The organism is Streptomyces sp. NBC_01257 (assembly GCF_035917255.1).
Lineage (GTDB): Bacteria > Actinomycetota > Actinomycetes > Streptomycetales > Streptomycetaceae > Streptomyces.
Genome location: NZ_CP108472.1, coordinates 426,191 through 441,539, shown reverse-complemented (window position 1 = coordinate 441,539; position 15,349 = coordinate 426,191). Strand labels below are relative to the sequence as shown.

The 15,349-nt window shown below is 71.0% G+C and carries 15 protein-coding genes; 10 read left to right on the top strand and 5 right to left on the bottom strand.

Going from position 1 to position 15,349, the window contains the following annotated elements:
• Positions 1-55 precede the first annotated feature (55 nt).
• From OG408_RS01915 to OG408_RS01905, 3 genes are read left to right on the top strand one after another with little or no spacing between them, the layout of a single operon-like run.
• Positions 56-1,465 carry an MFS transporter gene (locus OG408_RS01915; protein ID WP_326667744.1) on the top strand — a complete coding sequence of 470 codons (1,410 nt, stop codon included), beginning with the start codon at positions 56-58 and terminating at the stop codon, positions 1,463-1,465.
• Positions 1,462-2,682 (top strand): FAD-dependent monooxygenase, encoded by a 1,221-nt coding sequence (locus tag OG408_RS01910; RefSeq protein WP_326667743.1) that lies wholly within the window; start codon positions 1,462-1,464, stop codon positions 2,680-2,682. Before OG408_RS01915 ends, OG408_RS01910 begins: the two co-directional genes overlap by 4 nt.
• A gap of 50 nt (positions 2,683-2,732) precedes the next feature.
• Positions 2,733-3,602 (top strand): alpha/beta fold hydrolase, encoded by an 870-nt coding sequence (locus tag OG408_RS01905; RefSeq protein ID WP_285563941.1) that lies wholly within the window; start codon positions 2,733-2,735, stop codon positions 3,600-3,602.
• Between the two features lie 116 nt (positions 3,603-3,718).
• On the opposite strand, the gene OG408_RS01900 is transcribed toward OG408_RS01905, so the two are convergent.
• The gene (locus OG408_RS01900) at positions 3,719-4,348 is read right to left on the bottom strand and encodes a TetR/AcrR family transcriptional regulator C-terminal domain-containing protein (protein ID WP_285563940.1); all 630 of its coding nucleotides are present in this window, start codon (positions 4,346-4,348) and stop codon (positions 3,719-3,721) included.
• Positions 4,349-4,490: 142 nt separating this feature from the next.
• Here OG408_RS01900 and OG408_RS01895 point away from each other — a divergent pair, with 142 nt between their 5' ends.
• Both OG408_RS01895 and OG408_RS01890 read left to right on the top strand, forming a co-directional pair.
• A complete protein-coding gene (locus tag OG408_RS01895) occupies positions 4,491-5,990 on the top strand; it encodes an APC family permease (RefSeq protein WP_326667740.1) in 1,500 nt (499 codons plus the stop codon).
• Between the two features lie 54 nt (positions 5,991-6,044).
• A complete protein-coding gene (locus OG408_RS01890) occupies positions 6,045-7,625 on the top strand; it encodes an amidohydrolase (RefSeq protein WP_326667739.1) in 1,581 nt (526 codons plus the stop codon).
• 53 nt (positions 7,626-7,678) lie between these two features.
• On the opposite strand, the gene OG408_RS01885 is transcribed toward OG408_RS01890, so the two are convergent.
• A complete protein-coding gene (locus OG408_RS01885; protein ID WP_285563937.1) occupies positions 7,679-7,996 on the bottom strand; it encodes a DUF3817 domain-containing protein in 318 nt (105 codons plus the stop codon).
• Between the two features lie 5 nt (positions 7,997-8,001).
• Positions 8,002-8,466 (bottom strand): hypothetical protein, encoded by a 465-nt coding sequence (locus OG408_RS01880; RefSeq protein ID WP_285563936.1) that lies wholly within the window; start codon positions 8,464-8,466, stop codon positions 8,002-8,004.
• 89 nt (positions 8,467-8,555) lie between these two features.
• Between OG408_RS01880 and OG408_RS01875 the strand changes: the two genes are divergently transcribed.
• The 4 genes from OG408_RS01875 to OG408_RS01860 all read left to right on the top strand — a co-directional run bounded on the left by OG408_RS01875 (position 8,556) and on the right by OG408_RS01860 (position 11,394).
• On the top strand, positions 8,556-8,897 hold the full coding sequence (locus OG408_RS01875; RefSeq protein ID WP_326667736.1) for a PadR family transcriptional regulator: 342 nt from the start codon (positions 8,556-8,558) through the stop codon (positions 8,895-8,897).
• A complete protein-coding gene (locus OG408_RS01870; RefSeq protein ID WP_326667734.1) occupies positions 8,894-9,574 on the top strand; it encodes a permease prefix domain 1-containing protein in 681 nt (226 codons plus the stop codon). Before OG408_RS01875 ends, OG408_RS01870 begins: the two co-directional genes overlap by 4 nt.
• 138 nt (positions 9,575-9,712) lie before the next feature.
• Positions 9,713-9,910, top strand: a complete 198-nt coding sequence (locus OG408_RS01865) for a DUF4236 domain-containing protein (RefSeq protein ID WP_219572337.1) — start codon at positions 9,713-9,715, stop codon at positions 9,908-9,910.
• 269 nt (positions 9,911-10,179) lie between these two features.
• Entirely contained in the window at positions 10,180-11,394 is a 1,215-nt protein-coding gene (locus OG408_RS01860; RefSeq protein ID WP_285563933.1) for an outer membrane protein assembly factor BamB family protein, read from the top strand.
• A gap of 133 nt (positions 11,395-11,527) precedes the next feature.
• On the opposite strand, the gene OG408_RS01855 is transcribed toward OG408_RS01860, so the two are convergent.
• Complete coding sequence (locus tag OG408_RS01855) at positions 11,528-11,881, bottom strand: ArsR/SmtB family transcription factor (RefSeq protein WP_405401343.1); 354 nt, start codon at positions 11,879-11,881, stop codon at positions 11,528-11,530.
• A 125-nt stretch (positions 11,882-12,006) separates the two neighbouring features.
• On the opposite strand from OG408_RS01855, the gene OG408_RS01850 reads away from it, so the two are divergent.
• Positions 12,007-13,266, top strand: a complete 1,260-nt coding sequence (locus OG408_RS01850) for an MFS transporter (protein ID WP_326667728.1) — start codon at positions 12,007-12,009, stop codon at positions 13,264-13,266.
• A gap of 97 nt (positions 13,267-13,363) precedes the next feature.
• Here the strand turns inward: OG408_RS01850 and OG408_RS01845 are convergent, their stop codons facing one another.
• Positions 13,364-15,121, bottom strand: a complete 1,758-nt coding sequence (locus tag OG408_RS01845; protein ID WP_285563930.1) for a cellulase family glycosylhydrolase — start codon at positions 15,119-15,121, stop codon at positions 13,364-13,366.
• Between the last annotated feature and the right edge of the window lie 228 nt (positions 15,122-15,349).

Sequence of the window (15,349 nt, the reverse complement as noted above, 5' to 3'; positions counted from 1 at the left end):
TGCCGGGACCCCGGCCGTACGGCACCGCCTTCCGCGCATCGCGGAAGGGACGCCCGTGACTTCCGCACCGGCTCCCGCGACGGCTCCCTCGATTCCCATCGGCAAGGGCGCTGTCGCGGCCCTCGGCACGCTGGCGGTCGCCACCGGTGCCCTGGAGTCGGTGGTGACGCCGACGCTTCCGCTTCTGCAGCGCGAGCTCGGCATGAGCCCCGCCGAAGGGGCGTTGCTCAGCATCGTGCTCCTCATCACCGGCGCGCTCGTCACCCCGATCGCGGGCAAGCTCGGCGACCGCTACGGGGGGAGGCGGGTGCTGATCCGGCTGATGGCGGTGGTCTCGGCCGGTGGCCTGGTGTCCGCTCTGGCGCCGAACCTGCCGGTGCTGCTGCTCGGCCAGATTCTGCAGGGGGCGATGGTGGGCGCGCTGCCCCTGTCGTTCATCCTGGTGCGCCGTCACCTCCCCGCGGGGGAGTCGAAGGTGGCGATCGGGACGGTCAGCGGACTGTTCGTCGGAGGCGGGATGGCGGGAACGCTGTCGGCCGGGCCCGTGGCGGAAGGTCTGTCCCGTCACTGGATGTTCGCCCTGCCGACGTTCGCGGTCATCGGATCCACCGTGCTGGTGAACAGGCTGATGCCGCACGACCCGCCGGGCCGCTCGGACGACGCCCGTATCGACTGGCCCGGCCTGGCTCTCCTGAGCGGGATGCTGGTCACGCTCATGCTCGTCCTCGCGAAGGCACCGGACATCGGCTCGCAGCCGCTCGTACTGGGTGCCCTCGTCGTGCTGCTCGTGGCCTTTGTGGCCGGATGGACCGCCGTCGAGCGGCGTGCGGAATCGCCGATGGTCGATCCGCGCATGCTGGCACGGCCCGCCATGTGGAAGTCGTGTGTGCTGACGTTCATGCTCTGCGTCGGCACCTCGGTGGCGGTCTACCTCGTTCCGCAACTGTTCGCGGTGTCCGCCGACACGTACGGATTCGGGGCCGGCGCCACCGAGATCGGCTTCTTCCTGCTGCCGGGCGCCGTGGCCGCGTCACTGGCCGGGCCGATCGGCGGGCTCGGAGCGCGGCGCTTCGGCTCGCGGGCCGTGGTCGTCGCGGGGACGGTCGTCATGGCCTCCGCCCTGGTGGCCCTGGCGGCCGTCCACACCCAGGTCTGGCACCTCGTCATCGGCAAGGCGCTGATCGCGCTGGCCAACGGCCTGTGCGTGACGGCGATGGTGACCGGCACCGCGACATCCGTCGACCGGGGTGACACGGGCATCGCCACCGGACTGGTCCTGGTGACGCGCGTGCTCGGCTACGCCGTGGGTGCGCAGGTCGCAGGTGCGCTCCTCACGGCAGGCACCCCTTCCGGCTCGGACGTCCCGGCCGAATCGGCTTTCGCCACCGGCTTCGTCATCGCGGGCGCCGTCACCGCGCTGTCCCTGATCGTCGCCCGTACCATGGACAAAGGAGTCAACGCATGACCCGCACCGACCTGTTGAGCAGTGTCCGTCCCGCACGCAAGCGCACGGTGCTGATATCCGGCGCCGGTATCGCGGGAGCCGCCCTCGCGTTCTGGCTGACCCGCTACGGATACGCGGTGACGGTGGTCGAGAAGGCAGGCACACTTCGGGCCGGTGGTTATCCGGTCGACGTGCGCGGCACCGCACTCGGCGTTGTCCGGAGGATGGGCATCCTGCCGCAGCTGCGGGACGCGCACATCGACTCGCGCCGTCTGACCTTCCTGGACGTCGACGGCAGCGAAGTGGCCTCGCTCAGCCCGCACACCGTCGCCGGCGGTGTCGAGGGACAGGATCTCGAAGTGCGGCGCGGGGATCTGACCGGTGTCCTCCACGCGGCGGTCCGCGACGACGTGGAGTTCTTGTTCAACGAGTCCGTCGATGCCCTCGACCAGTCCGCCCATGCGGTCGATGTCACCTTCCGCGGGGGCGGCCGGCGCACCTTCGACATGGTGATCGGTGCGGACGGCCTGCACTCCCGCACACGCGAGCTCCTCTTCGGCCCCGAGGAGCGGTTCCACCAATATCTCGGCTACTGCTTCGCCGTGTTCACCATGCGCAACACCCTGGGTCTCTCCCACGAGGTCATGATGTGGAACACCCCGGGCCGGGCCGCGGCCCTCTACGCGGTGGAGGACGACGACGTGGTGCACGCCTTCCTGAACTTCGCCCACCCGGGAGCGCCGGTCGGTGCGTTCCGGAGTCCGGAAGTCCAACGGAAGCTGCTCGTCGAGGCCTTCGCCGGCGCGGGATGGGAGGTTCCGGTCCTGCTGGCCGCCATGCGTGACGCGGATGACGTCTTCTTCGACGCGGCTGTCCAGATCCGTATGCCCCGCTGGTCGAGCGGCCGGGTCGCGCTGGTGGGCGACGCCGCGTACGCACCGTCGTTCCTCACCGGTCAGGGCACCAGCCTCGCGCTCGTCGGCGCGTACATGCTCGCCGGTTCCCTGGCCGACCGGGACCATGCCGCGGGCTTCGCCGCCTACGAGCGCCACACCCGTGAGTTCGTGACCATGAACCAGGGGCTGGTCGGCGAGGGTGACGCCGCCCTCTTCCCCACCACGGCCCCGGCGCTGGAGCAGCGTAACGAGCGGCTGCGCAACCTCGGTGCCATGCCCGCGTCGAAGGGGCGACCCGCTCACTCGGCCCTCACCCTGCCGGAATTCACGCCCATGCCGTGAGCCCGGCCGCGCGCCGATGAGTTTCCGGCGCGGGACCGGTCTGCACACGTATGGAGACTCACACGCTTGAGACAGCCGGCGCGGACCTCGTCTACGACGTTCGCGGGCCGCTGCCGACGACGGACGGGCGCCCGCCGTTGTTGATGATCGGACAGCCCATGGACGCCGCCGGTTTCGCCGCGCTGGCGGCCCGCTTTCCCGAGCGGACCGTTGCCACCTATGACCCGCGCGGGCTCGGCCGCAGCACACGCAAGGACGGGCGGGACGACCAGACGCCGCAGATCCAGGCCGACGACGTGCACGCCGTCATCGAGGCGCTCGGTGCCGGACCGGTCGACATGTTCGCGAGCAGTGGCGGAGCGGTCACCGCGCTCGCGGTCGTGGCCACGTATCCCGCGGACGTGGCCACGCTGGTCGCGCACGAGCCGCCGCTCATCACGCTCACGCCGGACGGCCCCGCTGCGGTACGGGCGCGGGCCGGGGTCCTGGAGGCGTACGAGAAGCGGGGATGGGGGGCCGGGATGGCCGGGTTCGTGGCCATGACCTCGTGGGAGGGGGAGTTCACCGACGCGTACTTCGCACAGCCGCCGGCCGATCCCGCGGCGTTCGGGATGCCCACGGAGGACGACGGCTCACGTGACGATCCACTGCTGTCCGATCGGTCGTGGGCGATCAGCAGCTATCGGCCGGATGCCGACGCGATCACCGCCGCGCCGGCCCGCGTGGTGATCGCTGTGGGTGAGGAGTCCGAGAACGTGCTGACCGGACGTACTTCCGTCGCCACCGCTGAGCTGCTCGGCCGGCGGGTGGCCGTGTTCCCGAGCCACCACGGAGGGTTCCTCGACGGCGAGTACGGATATCCGGGGAAGCCCGACGAGTTCGCGCATCGACTGCGGGAGGTCCTCGACGGCCGCTCGTAGGCCGACGGCTGGGCGGGGGAGTGCGCACGCCGCCGGCCACGGCCGCCGGGGGCGCCGATCGTTCACCGGGCAGGGAACGGCAGCCCTTCCCCGGTGACGCGCTCACTCCCTCGTCCTCACCGGTCAGAGACCGCCTGGGGCAGCAGCATGGAACGGGCGTGGGACAGGAATCCGGTCAGGGCCAGTTCGAAGGCCGCGTCGGCGCGTCCCCTGTTCATCGCTGCCAGGGCCGCGGCAAGGTGCGGCGTCGCCGACTCCTCGGTCAGCTCCCACATCGTCTCCGGCGCCGCCATGTCCAGAGCCGAGCCCAGCACGACGTTCTCCAGGCCGATGATCACCAGCATCACGTCCGGCAGGGGGAAGCCCGCCTCCAGGAGGAGGCAGGCCGCCAGGTCGTACTGCTCCAGGACCCGCGGCGCTCGCACGGGTGACATGGTGAGCAGGGGGATCGCCTTCGGGTGGGCGGCGAAGGCCGACCGGTAGGAACGGGCCCAGTCCGCCATCCTCCGGTCCCACGACAGTGCTCCGGCCGTGAGCGGAGCCGGATCGATCGCGACGGCCACCCGCTCGCGCAGAAGCTCCACGATGCCGTCCCGGCCATCCACATGGTGATACACGGACCCCGTCTGGACCCCGAGCCGCTTCGCGATCTTCGGAACGCTGAAATCGCCCTCCGCGTCGACGAGTTCGAGCGCGGTCGTGGTGATCCGCTCCCTGTCCAGCAGCGGCTTGCTCGGCCGTCCCATCGCGCTCTCCCGAATCCCAGGTCTTCCCGTATGCCCGGAGGAAGGCTACATTGCCGAAACCGAAAGCCTTTAGGTTTGCTTCCGGCCCCCGGGGCCCTGCCTCCGGGATCCCGTTCCCCGCCGCCAGAAGGGCTCCTTCCGCATGCCCGCAACCCCAGCGCAGACCCAGCTGCCCACCGGCCCCGGCCCGGTCGCCGGTCCCACCTTGCGCGCCGGGACGCTCGGTACCGCCGACATCGCCTTCTTCGTCGTCTCCGCCGCCGCCCCGCTCACCGTCATGGCAGGCGTCGCCCCGTTCGCCATCGCGCTGGGCGGCATCGGCGCGCCGGTCGGCTATCTGGTCGCGGGGCTGACGCTCGCCGTCTTCGCCGTCGGCTTCACCACCATGAGCCGCCACGTACGCAGCGCCGGCGCCTTCTACGCCTTCATCACCCGCGGCCTCGGCCGCTCGGTGGGCATAGGCGCCGCCCTGCTGGCCATGGTCGGCTACAACGGAATGGAGATCGGCGTCTACGGGCTGCTCGGGACGGCCACGCAGGACACCCTCCGTGCGCTGTTCGGGATCGACATCCCGTGGCTTCCGGTGTCCCTGGCCGGGCTCGTGCTCATCTGGTACGGCGGCTTCCGGTCCATCGACTTCGGGGCGAAGCTCCTCGGGGTCCTGCTCTGCGCCGAGACCGGCATTCTCGTCCTGCTCGCGGGCGGGGTGCTGCTCGAAGGAGGCGCGCACGGCCTGTCCGCGGCGTCCTTCGCACCGGGCAACGTGTTCGTTCCCGGCACCGCCGCAGTGCTCGCCTTCGCGTTCGCCGCGTTCACCGGATTCGAGTCGACCGTCATCTACCGCCGCGAGGCCCGCGATCCCGGGCGCACCGTACGCCGGGCGACGTACATCGCGGTCGCCTTCCTCGGACTGTTCTACGCGTTCACCGTCTGGATCGTGATCCAGGCCTTCGGTGACGCCGGAGTCGTGGCCGCGGCGGGGAGCGACCCGGCCGGGCTCTTCTTCTCCGCCATCACCACCTTCGTCGGCGGCTGGGCGGCCGACCTGATGCACATCCTCATCGTGACCAGCGTCCTCGCCTCGCTCCTCGCCTTCCACAACGCGATCAACCGCTACGGGCTCGCACTCGCGGAGGAAGGCGTCGTGCCGCAGGTCTTCGGACGCGTCCACGCCCGGCACGGATCGCCGTACGCCGCAGGCATCGCGCAGACCGTGCTCGGCGCGGTCGTCGTGCTCGCCTTCTGGGCCGCGGGCGCCGACCCGTACGCCCAGCTGCTGCTGTGGGTGAACACCCCCGGGATGGTCGGCCTCATGGTGCTCCAGCTCCTCGCCGCGATCGCCGTACCGTTCTACTTCCGCCGCATCACCCACCAGGAGGGTGTGCTGCGCACGGTCGTCGCCCCCGTGGTGGCGTCCGTCCTCCTGAGCGTGGCGATCGTGCTCGTCTGCACCCACCTCGACCTGTTCACCGGCGCGTCCTCGCTGGTCAACAGCGTCCTGGTGTCCGTCGCGCCCGCCGTCTTCGTCCTCGGCCTGGCGCTCGCGTGGCGACTGCGGCGCAGCAAGCCCGACGTCTTCGAGGACTTCGCGGCGGAGCCGGCCGCTACCGAAGCCGGCCACACCGGGCCCGTTGCGGCCTGACTCGCCACCTCCCCTTCCCGCGTCCCGGACGCACCCCGAACGGAGTTCACCCCCATGCCCGCAGCCGACCTTCTCCTCACCGGCGCCCATGTCCGCACCCTCGATCCCGCCCTGCCGGAGGCGGCGGCCGTGGCCGTCCGGGACGGACTGATCGCGGCCGTCGGCGGCACCGAGGACATCGTCCGCGAATGGAGCGGACCAGGTACGGAGCGCATCGACCTCACCGGAGCCACGCTCGTGCCCGGCCTGGTCGACGCGCACAGCCACCCCGTGTGGGGACTCGAGATGGCGACCGGCACCGACCTGTCGGGTGTGAGGACACTCGAAGAACTCCGGAAAGCCCTGCGCGATGCCCCACGGACCGACGGCTGGGTCATCGCCTGGGGGCTCGACCACAACGTGTTCGGAGGCCGCCGGATCGACCGCGACCTGGTCGAGGACGAACTCGGCGGCGCTCCCGCGTTCATCCGCTTCTACGACGGACACTCCGCCCTGGCGAGCGCGGCCGCCCTGGGCGCGGCGGGGATCACCGGGCCGCGCTCCTTCGACCAGCGCGCCGAGATCGTCTGCGACGCGGACGGCCGCCCCACCGGTCACCTGATCGAGCACGCCGCGATGGACCTGATGCTCGCCGCCGTCCCCCGCCCTTCCTTCGGTGAGCGCCGCACCGGGCTGCTCGCGCTGCTGTCGCAGATGGCGGCCACCGGACTGACCGGCGCACACGTCATGGACATGGGGCACGGCGACGTGCCCGAACTGCTCGCGTCGGTGGAGGACGAGGCGGTCCTGCCGCTGCGGCTGCGTCTCGCGCCCTGGTGCATGCCCGGTACGGGCAAGGACGGTCTGGACGAACTGATCGCCCTCCAGCGGGAGGCCGGGCGGCACTGGCGGGTCGGCGGGGTCAAGTTCTTCATGGACGGCACCGTGGAGGGCGGCACCGCCTGGCTGGAGCACGCCGACTGCCACGGGCAGGGCACGGACGCCTTCTGGCCCGATCCCCGCGCGTACTCCGACGCCGTGCGGTACCTGCACGCGGCCGGTGTCGGAACCGCCACCCACGCCATCGGTGACGCGGCCGTCCGGCATGTCCTGGACACCGTCGAGTCCCTCGGCGCGGGCGGCGCGGGCAGGCACCGGATCGAACACATCGAGACGGTGCCCGACGACACGATCCCCCGGTTCGCGGCGCTCGGTGTCGCCGCCTCCATGCAGCCGCCCCACACCGCCTACACCCGGGGCGATCACGCGGACGAGTGGTCCAGGCGTCTCGGCTCCGACCGGGCGTCCCGTGCGTGGCGCATCCGCGACCTGCGGGACGCCGGCGCGGTGCTCGCCCTGGGTTCGGACTGGCCGATCGCGCACTACGACGTCCGCCGGGTCCTGTCCATGGCGCAGGCCCCGCAGGGTGCCGCGGGCTCCCGGCGGGGGCTCACCGGCCTGATGGCCCTGGAAGGCTGCACCTCACACGCGGCGCTCGCCGCCGGGGAGGAGGGCGGGCGTATCGCCCCGGGGCTGAGGGCCGACCTCACGGCCTTCGGCGTGGACCCGGTCACCGCGACCGCGGACGAGATCGCCGAGGCGCCGGTCCGCCTCACGACTGTCGGTGGGCATGTCACCCATCGCGGCGGCTGCTGAGCACATCGGCCGGGTCACCGGGTGATGTGCCGCCTCGCGAGGGGTCGTGTCCGTCAGGTGCCTTCCGCCAGTTCTCCGCGGGCCTGTCCGTCGGTGGTGTCGTCCCTCGTCCCGGGCGGGACGAGGGACCGCCGCCCCAGCAGGCGCAGGGCGAGCAGTCCTCCGATGCCGGGAAGGAAGGCGCACCCCTTGGCTCCCGGCGGAGTGGGGGCAGGAGCGAGGAAGACGGTGACGATGACGGTGAGGTAGGCCGTGCCGTGGAGCAGGCCGCCGAGCGACGTGATCATTCCGGTGTGCACGGTGAACAGGTTGAGCAGCAGGAGCGCGAGGGACGAGGCTTCGACCGCGGCCGCGAAACGCAGAGTGCGCATACCGGTCAGGCTCCCGTCGTGGAGCCGGGGCGAACGATCATCAGCACGACGACGGCGGCCCACAGCAGGTTGAACATTCCCGTGGTCATGGAGAGGCGCGCCGCCGCCGGGCGCAGCTCCGGTGCGGCCTCCGCGGGTTGACCGAGCAGCCGGGCCTGTCCGGGCAGGACCACCGTGATCAGCAGTGCCCCGGCGGCAGCCGTGAGCGCGATCGAGGTCAGGAGCCAGGCGTCGGCCAGGACGCCCATCCGGGCCCCGGTGGCGACGCCCAGGACCGGGACGGCGATGCCGACGACCGCGTACCCGCGGCAGAGCCTGTGCAGGAACGCGGCTGTCCCGCCGTCGGACTCCCGCGCGTCACCGCCTGCCGACTGCCTTGCGTAGCGCGGGAACATCGAGGCTGCGACGGTGATCGGTCCGATCGTCAGGATCGCGGCCAGCACATGCAGCGAGAGCAGCACCTTGGTCACAAGGGTCCCTTCATGGATTTGCTGCCAATGGATTGGCTTCCAACCTATAAGTAGCACGCCGTGACCTCGTTTAGGTAGGCTGCCTGACTATGAAGACGGATGCGGTACGCGGCCACCTGGACGGACTGCTGCTGTCCGTACTGGAATCGGGCCCCCTGCACGGCTACGCGATCATCGCCGCGGTCCAGGAGCGCAGCGGCGGTGTGCTGGAGCTGCGCAAGGGCACGATCTACCCCACCCTCAACCGGCTTGAGCGGATCGGGCTGCTGAGCAGTGTCTGGGAGTCGGTGGGTGAACGCCGCCGGCGCTGCTACCGGCTCACCGACGCCGGACGGCGCAGCCTGGCGACCGAACGGACCCTGTGGCGGGAGTTCACCGCGGCGATCGGCTCGGTCCTGGAACCCGCCCCCGCCCCCGGATACGCCACGTGAAGGCGTCGGAGCCTCCGGCCGGCGACCCCGTCGAGACCCACCTCGCGGACCTGGCGGCGAGACTGCACGGCCCGGCCCGGCTCAAGGCCCGGATGGTGGACGAACTGCGCGAAGGCCTCCTGGATGCCGCGCGGGAACTGTCGCCCGATGCCGAACCCGGCCGGGAGGCGGCCCGCCGGGCGATCCGCGAGTTCGGCACCGTGGCCGAACTGGCCCCCAGCTTCCAGTACGAACTGACCGTCACTCAGGCCCGTCACACCGCACGTACCGTCATGCTGATCGTCCCGTGCCTGCTGGTGTGCTGGTCCCTGGTCGAGCTCTCCACCCGCGTGAAGGGTCACGGACTGCCCGGCTCGCTCCAGGTGGCCGTCGCGCATCTCGGCGGCCTCTCGGCCCTCACCGCACTGCCCGCGGCCGTGTTCCTCTCCGCCACTGGCTCGCTGGGCCGCCGGCTGCGCCTCCCGCAACGACTGCCTCTCGTGGTCGCCTGGACGGGAACCGCCGCGGCGGTCGCCCTCGGACTGAGCGCCCTGACGCTCGTCGCAGCCGCCGTGATCGCCGGTGACTGGCCCCTGACCGCGGCCGCCTGTCTGATCGTCATCGCCCTCCACGCGCGTGTCGCCACGTCCGCACGCGTGTGCCGCCGGTGCGCGCGCCTGCCTGTCACCGCCCCCTGACGAGCGGACCGGGCGGGCCGGAGCGCGGTTCCCGGAATCCGGCCCGAGCCGCCGTACATGCATGGCGATTATCAGGCAACACGAAGGACAACTCGTCGACGTCACCGGCTGGTCGACGACACCGAACCAGGAGGCACCATGCCGCTCACGTTCCGCAAGAGCTTCAGGATCCTTCCGGGTGTGACCCTCAACATCAACCGCAAGTCGTGGTCGATCACGACAGGTGGCAAGCACGGTCCACGACGGACCCGGAGCAGCACCGGCCGGCGTACGACGTCGATGAATCTGCCGGGCCCCTTCGGCTGGCGCCGCACCACCCGTGCAAGCCGTCACTGAGCGGAGCGGGCGTGCGCAGGCTGGCGGCACCACCCCGGTCCCGGTCGAGGCGGCCGGACCTCCGGGTGCCGCGCCGGCATGACGCACGCCCCGCCCCCGCGGGTCGGTACGCCGGATCGCCCTGGGCCGCGCCCCGCACCTCTGAGTCCGAACGCATGTGAACGTTCTGTGGGGGTAGTGGGCCGTTGTCATCCGAACCGGGTGGCAACTGACCAGGGGGTACCTCGTTGAATGCAACAACGCGCCGTTTGCGTACGAGACTTGGCGTGATGACTCTCGCCGCCGTCACACTGCTCACCTTCACGGGTTCTCCACGGGCGGCGTCGGCCCCGGTGCCGGGCAGGACCGCCACCACGGCCGAGCTGACGGATGCGACGCTCGGCTACCGCGCGAACGGCCGGGCCGACGGCCTTGTCGCGGGAGCCACAGCGGCCCCTCCGTACACCAAGCTGTGGTCACGGGACTTCGGGACCGTCGTCTCCGCGCCCGTCGCCGTTGGCGACAAGGTGTACGCGGTCGTCAACGCCGACGACGGCACCGAGGGCGGCCCGCGCATGATGCTCGTCGGAGTCGACGCCGCCACCGGCAAGGACCTGTGGCCCGCCGTCTCACTGGAACAGAACGAGCCCCAGGCGGGGGTGGCGTACGGGGGAGGTCTGCTGTACACGCAGACGTCCCGCGGCACGATCGCCGCGTGGGACCCGGCCACCGGGAAGCCGAAGTGGTCGGTGACCATCGGCTCGGCGTCCATGCAGTACCCGCCCGTCTGGTACGACGGACTGCTCTACCTCCAGGACGGCCGCGGCACGGCCCTGGCGCTCCGCGCCGACACCGGAGCCCAGGCGTGGACGGCGACCCTTTCGGAGTGGTCCTGGGCCCCGACCGTGGTCGACGCCTCCGGGGTCTGGATCGGGTTCGACAGCATCGCGTGGCACCACCTCGACCTCAAGACCGGTGCTGAGCTGCACCGCTTCCACGTGCCGGACGTCTGGGGCGCGTACGGCAACCCGGTCGTTCTGGGCGCCGGTGCGGCATGGGTGCGCAGCAATGACAGTGACGACCAGACGGTCACCGCCTACGACGAGAAGACCGGCGCCGAAGTGCGGAAGCTGCCCGCGGACGCGACTCCCGTCTTCGGCCCGGGCCGCGTGTACACCGCGCATCTGGGCAAGGTCAGTGCGCGCAGCACCACTACGTACAAGGCCGCCTGGACCTATACGAGTTCGGTGGCAGCGGCCACGGTGCGCCTCGTGGCCAACGGATACGTGTACGTGGACGACGCCGACGGCCGCCTCGTGGTGCTCGACCAGAAGACCGGCAAGGTCGCGTGGTCGTACCGGCGCTACCCCGCACCCGCGCCCACGTCCAACATCATCGCCGAGGACGACGGGCGCGGCTTCGTCGTTCCCGGCATCTCCACGGCCAAGGGCCGGCTCTTCGTACCCGGAGCCGATGGCACGCTGATCGCGTTCCGCAAGAAGTAGGGCGTCGCGCACCACATCGAGGCGGGGTGCCGACCGGCGCCCCGCCTCGATGTGCGAGTGCCTGCCGTGGCGGGAACCCGATGAACGCGCCAACCCGATGGATCCGGATTCGGCCGCTCGGCGGCGGACCCGCTCACGCCCCGGGTGTCCAGGCGGCCACCAGGTCGAGGAGGCCGGGGAAGCGGGCGTTGAGATCGTCGACGCGTACGTGGCTGCGGCGCTCGAGTCCGTACTGGCGCTGGCGTGTGACCCCCGCTTCCCGCAGTGCCTTGAAGTGGTGCGTGAGTGAGGACTTGGGCCGGTCCAGCCCGAACCAGCCGCAGGAATGGTCGAACTGCTCCGACTCCAGGAGGAGTTTGCGCACGATCGTCAGTCTCAACGGCTCGCTGAGCGCGCCCAGGACCGTCTCCAGCCGCAACTCCTCGATCGCCGGCTCGGGCAGGGGGCCGGGCAGACCGGGTGGCTCGGGGAACGCCTGATGAGTCACGGGCGAGGTGCTCGCTTTCGGTGGCATGGCCAACTCCCGATGGATCGATTCCTTAGTACGACTCCAATCGTACTGCCTGCTAAGTTCGACTCAACTCGTACTTAGGTGACTCGGGAGGAACAGCCATGTCCAGATCTCCAGCCACACCTGTCCACACTCTCGGGGGCAGGGCCGGGGGCGGCTCCGGGGCCCGGGCCGACCGGGGTGCTGCTCCGACGTGGTGGGTGTGGCTGGCCGCATGGCCGGTGACGGCGGTCTTCGTCCTCTCGAATGCCGCGACACCGCTGTACGTGCTGTGGCAGCACGACATCGGCTTCTCCAAGGGGACCCTCACCGTCGTTTTCGCGTGCTACATCGTCGGCCTCATCGGCTCGCTCCTCGTCTGCGGTGTGGTCTCCGACCGGGTCGGGCGCAAGCCCGTTCTGCTGCCGGCGCTGGCGCTCGCTCTCGTCGCCTGCCTGCTCTTCGCGACCGCCGGAAGTGTGACCGCCCTGATCGCGGCCCGGCTGTTCACGGGCATGGCCGTAGGGGCGACCGTCTCGGCGGGAATGGCCGCGGTGACCGACGTGGCCGGTCCTACACGCGCGCGGACCGCTGCTCTCATCGCCTCCTGCGCGATGGTCATCGGTGCCGGTCTCGGCCCGTTCCTGGCCGGTGTCCTGTCCGAGACGCTGCCCGCGCCGACCGTCACCGTGTTCGTCGTCGAGTGCGTGCTGCTCCTCACCGCCGTGCTGACCGTGCTGCGCATGCCGCTCAGTCGCCATGTGTCGCCCCCGAGGGGCGCCTGGGTGCGCATACCCGGTGTGCCGCGCGGTAGCGGCCGCCAACTCCTCATGGGAATTGCCGTGTTCGCGCCCGGCATCACCGCCACCTCCTTCGTTCTCTCGCTCGGCCCCTCGCTCCTGTCGGGCCTGCTGGGCACCACCAGCCGGATCGTCGCCGGTGCCATGGCGTTCGCCATGTTCCTCACGGCCGCCGGTGTGCAGTTCGCCGTTCAGCACCTGAGCCGGCGTCTCATCCTGGCCATGGGGGCGATCAGCACTGCGGCCGGCATGGCGATGCTGATCGTCGCCGTGCACACCTCGTCGGCACCGGTCCTCGTCACCTCGGCGCTGCTCGCCGGCGCAGGCCAGGGGCTGGGTCAGCTCGGCGGGCTGTCGCTGCTCAACTCCGCGGTCCCCTCCGGGCGTCTGGCGGAGGCCAACGCCGCTTTCAACGTGGGTGGTTACCTGCCGGCCGGCGTCCTTCCCGTGTCCGTCGGCTATCTCAGCGACGCGGTGGGCCTGACCGCCGGTGCCGCGGTGTTCGGCGTGGTCCTCATGGGCCTCGCGGTCGTCGGAGGGCTGACCCTCGTCGGCCGGCGCCAGGCCGACGAGCCGTCCTGACGACAGGGGCGTACGGTGCTCCCGCGGTGAGCGGCGGGCCCGGCGCCCGCCCCGGCCGACCTCTCGTCGGCCGGGGCGGAAGCGGCGCTCTGCCGCGTCAGGAGAGGGTGCAGGTGACGGTCGGGACGCCGCCCGAGCCCGGCGTTCCCTGGAAGCCGAAGCTCGTGTGCGCACCAGCGGCGAGGCTCCCGTTGTACGGGGTGTTCGTCACGCTGACCGCGGAGCCGGTCTGGGTGTAGGCCGCGTTCCACATGTTCGTGACCTGCTGGCTTCCCGCCCACGTCCAGCTCACCTTCCACGCGGCGGCGCTCGAACTGCCCGTGTTGGTCACGGTCACGTCGACGCCGAAGCCGTTCCCCCAGTCGCCGCTGACGGTGTACGCCGCGGTGCATCCGCTGTTGCCGCCGGAGGTGCGGGTGGTGGTGGCCGTCACCGGGGCGGAAGCCGCGGATGTGTTCCCCGCCGCGTCGCGTGCCCGGACGGAGTACACGTACGAGGTGCCGGCCGTCAGACCGGAGTCCGTGTAGGCGGTGCCGGTGGCCGTGCCGACCTTGGCGGAGCCGCGGTACACGTCGTAGCCCGTGACCCCGGTGTCGTCGGATGCCGCCGTCCACGAAAGGGAGACCGTACTGCTGGTGGTCCCGGTGACGGTGAGGCCGGCCGGAACGGAGGGTGCCTGGGTCTCGCCACCGTCACCTCCGCCGCCGAAGCCGGGTGCCTTGATGCTTGCCAGGTAGCCGTCCTTCACGGTGTCGACGGTGGCCCAGTCGTCCTTGAGGATTCCGCCGGTGTCACCGGAGTTGGGGTTCCAGGACCAGAACGTCCAGGAGAAGCTGTCACCGCCGTACTGGCCCGTCGGCCGCAGGTAGTCGGCCAGTGCCTTCAGCCACTTCTGGTCGGTGGCGGACTGGAGCGTGGTGCCGAACTCGCCCACCCACACCGGTGCGATGTTCTGCTTGAAGATGTAGCCCCAGTACTTGTCCCAGATGCCGGGCATGTTGGCGGGGAACGAGGCGTCGTTGAACCAGGGCTGCTGGGCGACACTGGTGGCGTAGTCGTGCGCCGAGTAGACCACCCGGTGCGCCACGTCGAGCTCCACCGGATACTGGCCGACACCCATGAGGTTCCCACCCCACCAGCCGGACACCCCGTTGAAGGTCTGAACGCCCTCGACGAAGACCAGCAGATCGGGGTTGACGGAGAGGACGGCGTTGCCGCCGCGCTGTGCGGCCAGCCGCCAGTCCTTGGTGGTGTCCCCGCAGCCCCAGCAGGCGGGGTCGTGCGGTTCGTTGTGGAGGTCGATGCCGATCACCGCGTCGTCGCCGGCGTAGCGTGCGGCCAGCGCCTTGAGGTTGGCCAGCCAGGTGGATTCCGGGACGGAGGCGGTGTACCAGAGTGCCGACTGGCCGGCGGCGTCGGGCCGGTGCCGGTCCAGGATGACCTTCATGCCGATGCTGCCCGCGTGTTCCACGATCCGGTCCATCACCCCCAGTGAGTCGAGACCCTGCAGATCGCTGTTCATGCCCGCGGAGTAGTTGATGCTCGTGGGCGCCGTGCCGGTGAATATGTCGTCGCTGTAAGGCAGCCGGATGGTGTTGTAGCCCAGCGACTGCATCTGATCGATCATGCTCTTGTAGTCGCGGGACCACAGGCCGTGGGGAACGTAGTTGGACGTCTCGAAGCCGAACCAGTTGATGCCGGCGATGCGGACCGGCTGGTTGGCGGCGTCCAGGAGCTGGCGGCCGCTGGTGTGCCAGTAGCCGGCACCCGGTGCGACGTCGGCTGCGGTTGCCGCCTGGGAACCCGCGAGGGGGAGGAGCAGGGCGGCCGCGGTGATGGCCGCCGTACGGGCCATGCGCCGGAGGAATGGGCGGAGTCGGAGAAGCCGGAGAGGGTGGGGCACGGTGCGGGTTCCTCTCTGAAGTGCGGCAGGTCCTGCGACGATCATGGGAGCGCTCCCACTCTGTTGCGTGCCCTGCCGCTGGTGGCATGGGGGATGGTGGCGTCGCGGGCGATCGCTCCCCCTTGTCCCGGACTCAACTCTCGTTCTCCGGGGGCGGGGGGCCGATGGCCTGCGGCCCGG

Coding starts and splice junctions, on each gene's coding strand:
- OG408_RS01910 (WP_326667743.1), top strand. CDS start 1,462: ATGACCCGCACCGACCTGTTGAGCAGTGTCCGTCCCGCACGCAAGCGC.
- OG408_RS01905 (WP_285563941.1), top strand. CDS start 2,733: ATGGAGACTCACACGCTTGAGACAGCCGGCGCGGACCTCGTCTACGAC.
- OG408_RS01900 (WP_285563940.1), bottom strand. CDS start 4,348: ATGGGACGGCCGAGCAAGCCGCTGCTGGACAGGGAGCGGATCACCACG.
- OG408_RS01895 (WP_326667740.1), top strand. CDS start 4,491: ATGCCCGCAACCCCAGCGCAGACCCAGCTGCCCACCGGCCCCGGCCCG.
- OG408_RS01890 (WP_326667739.1), top strand. CDS start 6,045: ATGCCCGCAGCCGACCTTCTCCTCACCGGCGCCCATGTCCGCACCCTC.
- OG408_RS01885 (WP_285563937.1), bottom strand. CDS start 7,996: ATGCGCACTCTGCGTTTCGCGGCCGCGGTCGAAGCCTCGTCCCTCGCG.
- OG408_RS01875 (WP_326667736.1), top strand. CDS start 8,556: ATGAAGACGGATGCGGTACGCGGCCACCTGGACGGACTGCTGCTGTCC.
- OG408_RS01865 (WP_219572337.1), top strand. CDS start 9,713: ATGCCGCTCACGTTCCGCAAGAGCTTCAGGATCCTTCCGGGTGTGACC.
- OG408_RS01860 (WP_285563933.1), top strand. CDS start 10,180: ATGACTCTCGCCGCCGTCACACTGCTCACCTTCACGGGTTCTCCACGG.
- OG408_RS01850 (WP_326667728.1), top strand. CDS start 12,007: ATGTCCAGATCTCCAGCCACACCTGTCCACACTCTCGGGGGCAGGGCC.
- OG408_RS01845 (WP_285563930.1), bottom strand. CDS start 15,121: ATGGCCCGTACGGCGGCCATCACCGCGGCCGCCCTGCTCCTCCCCCTC.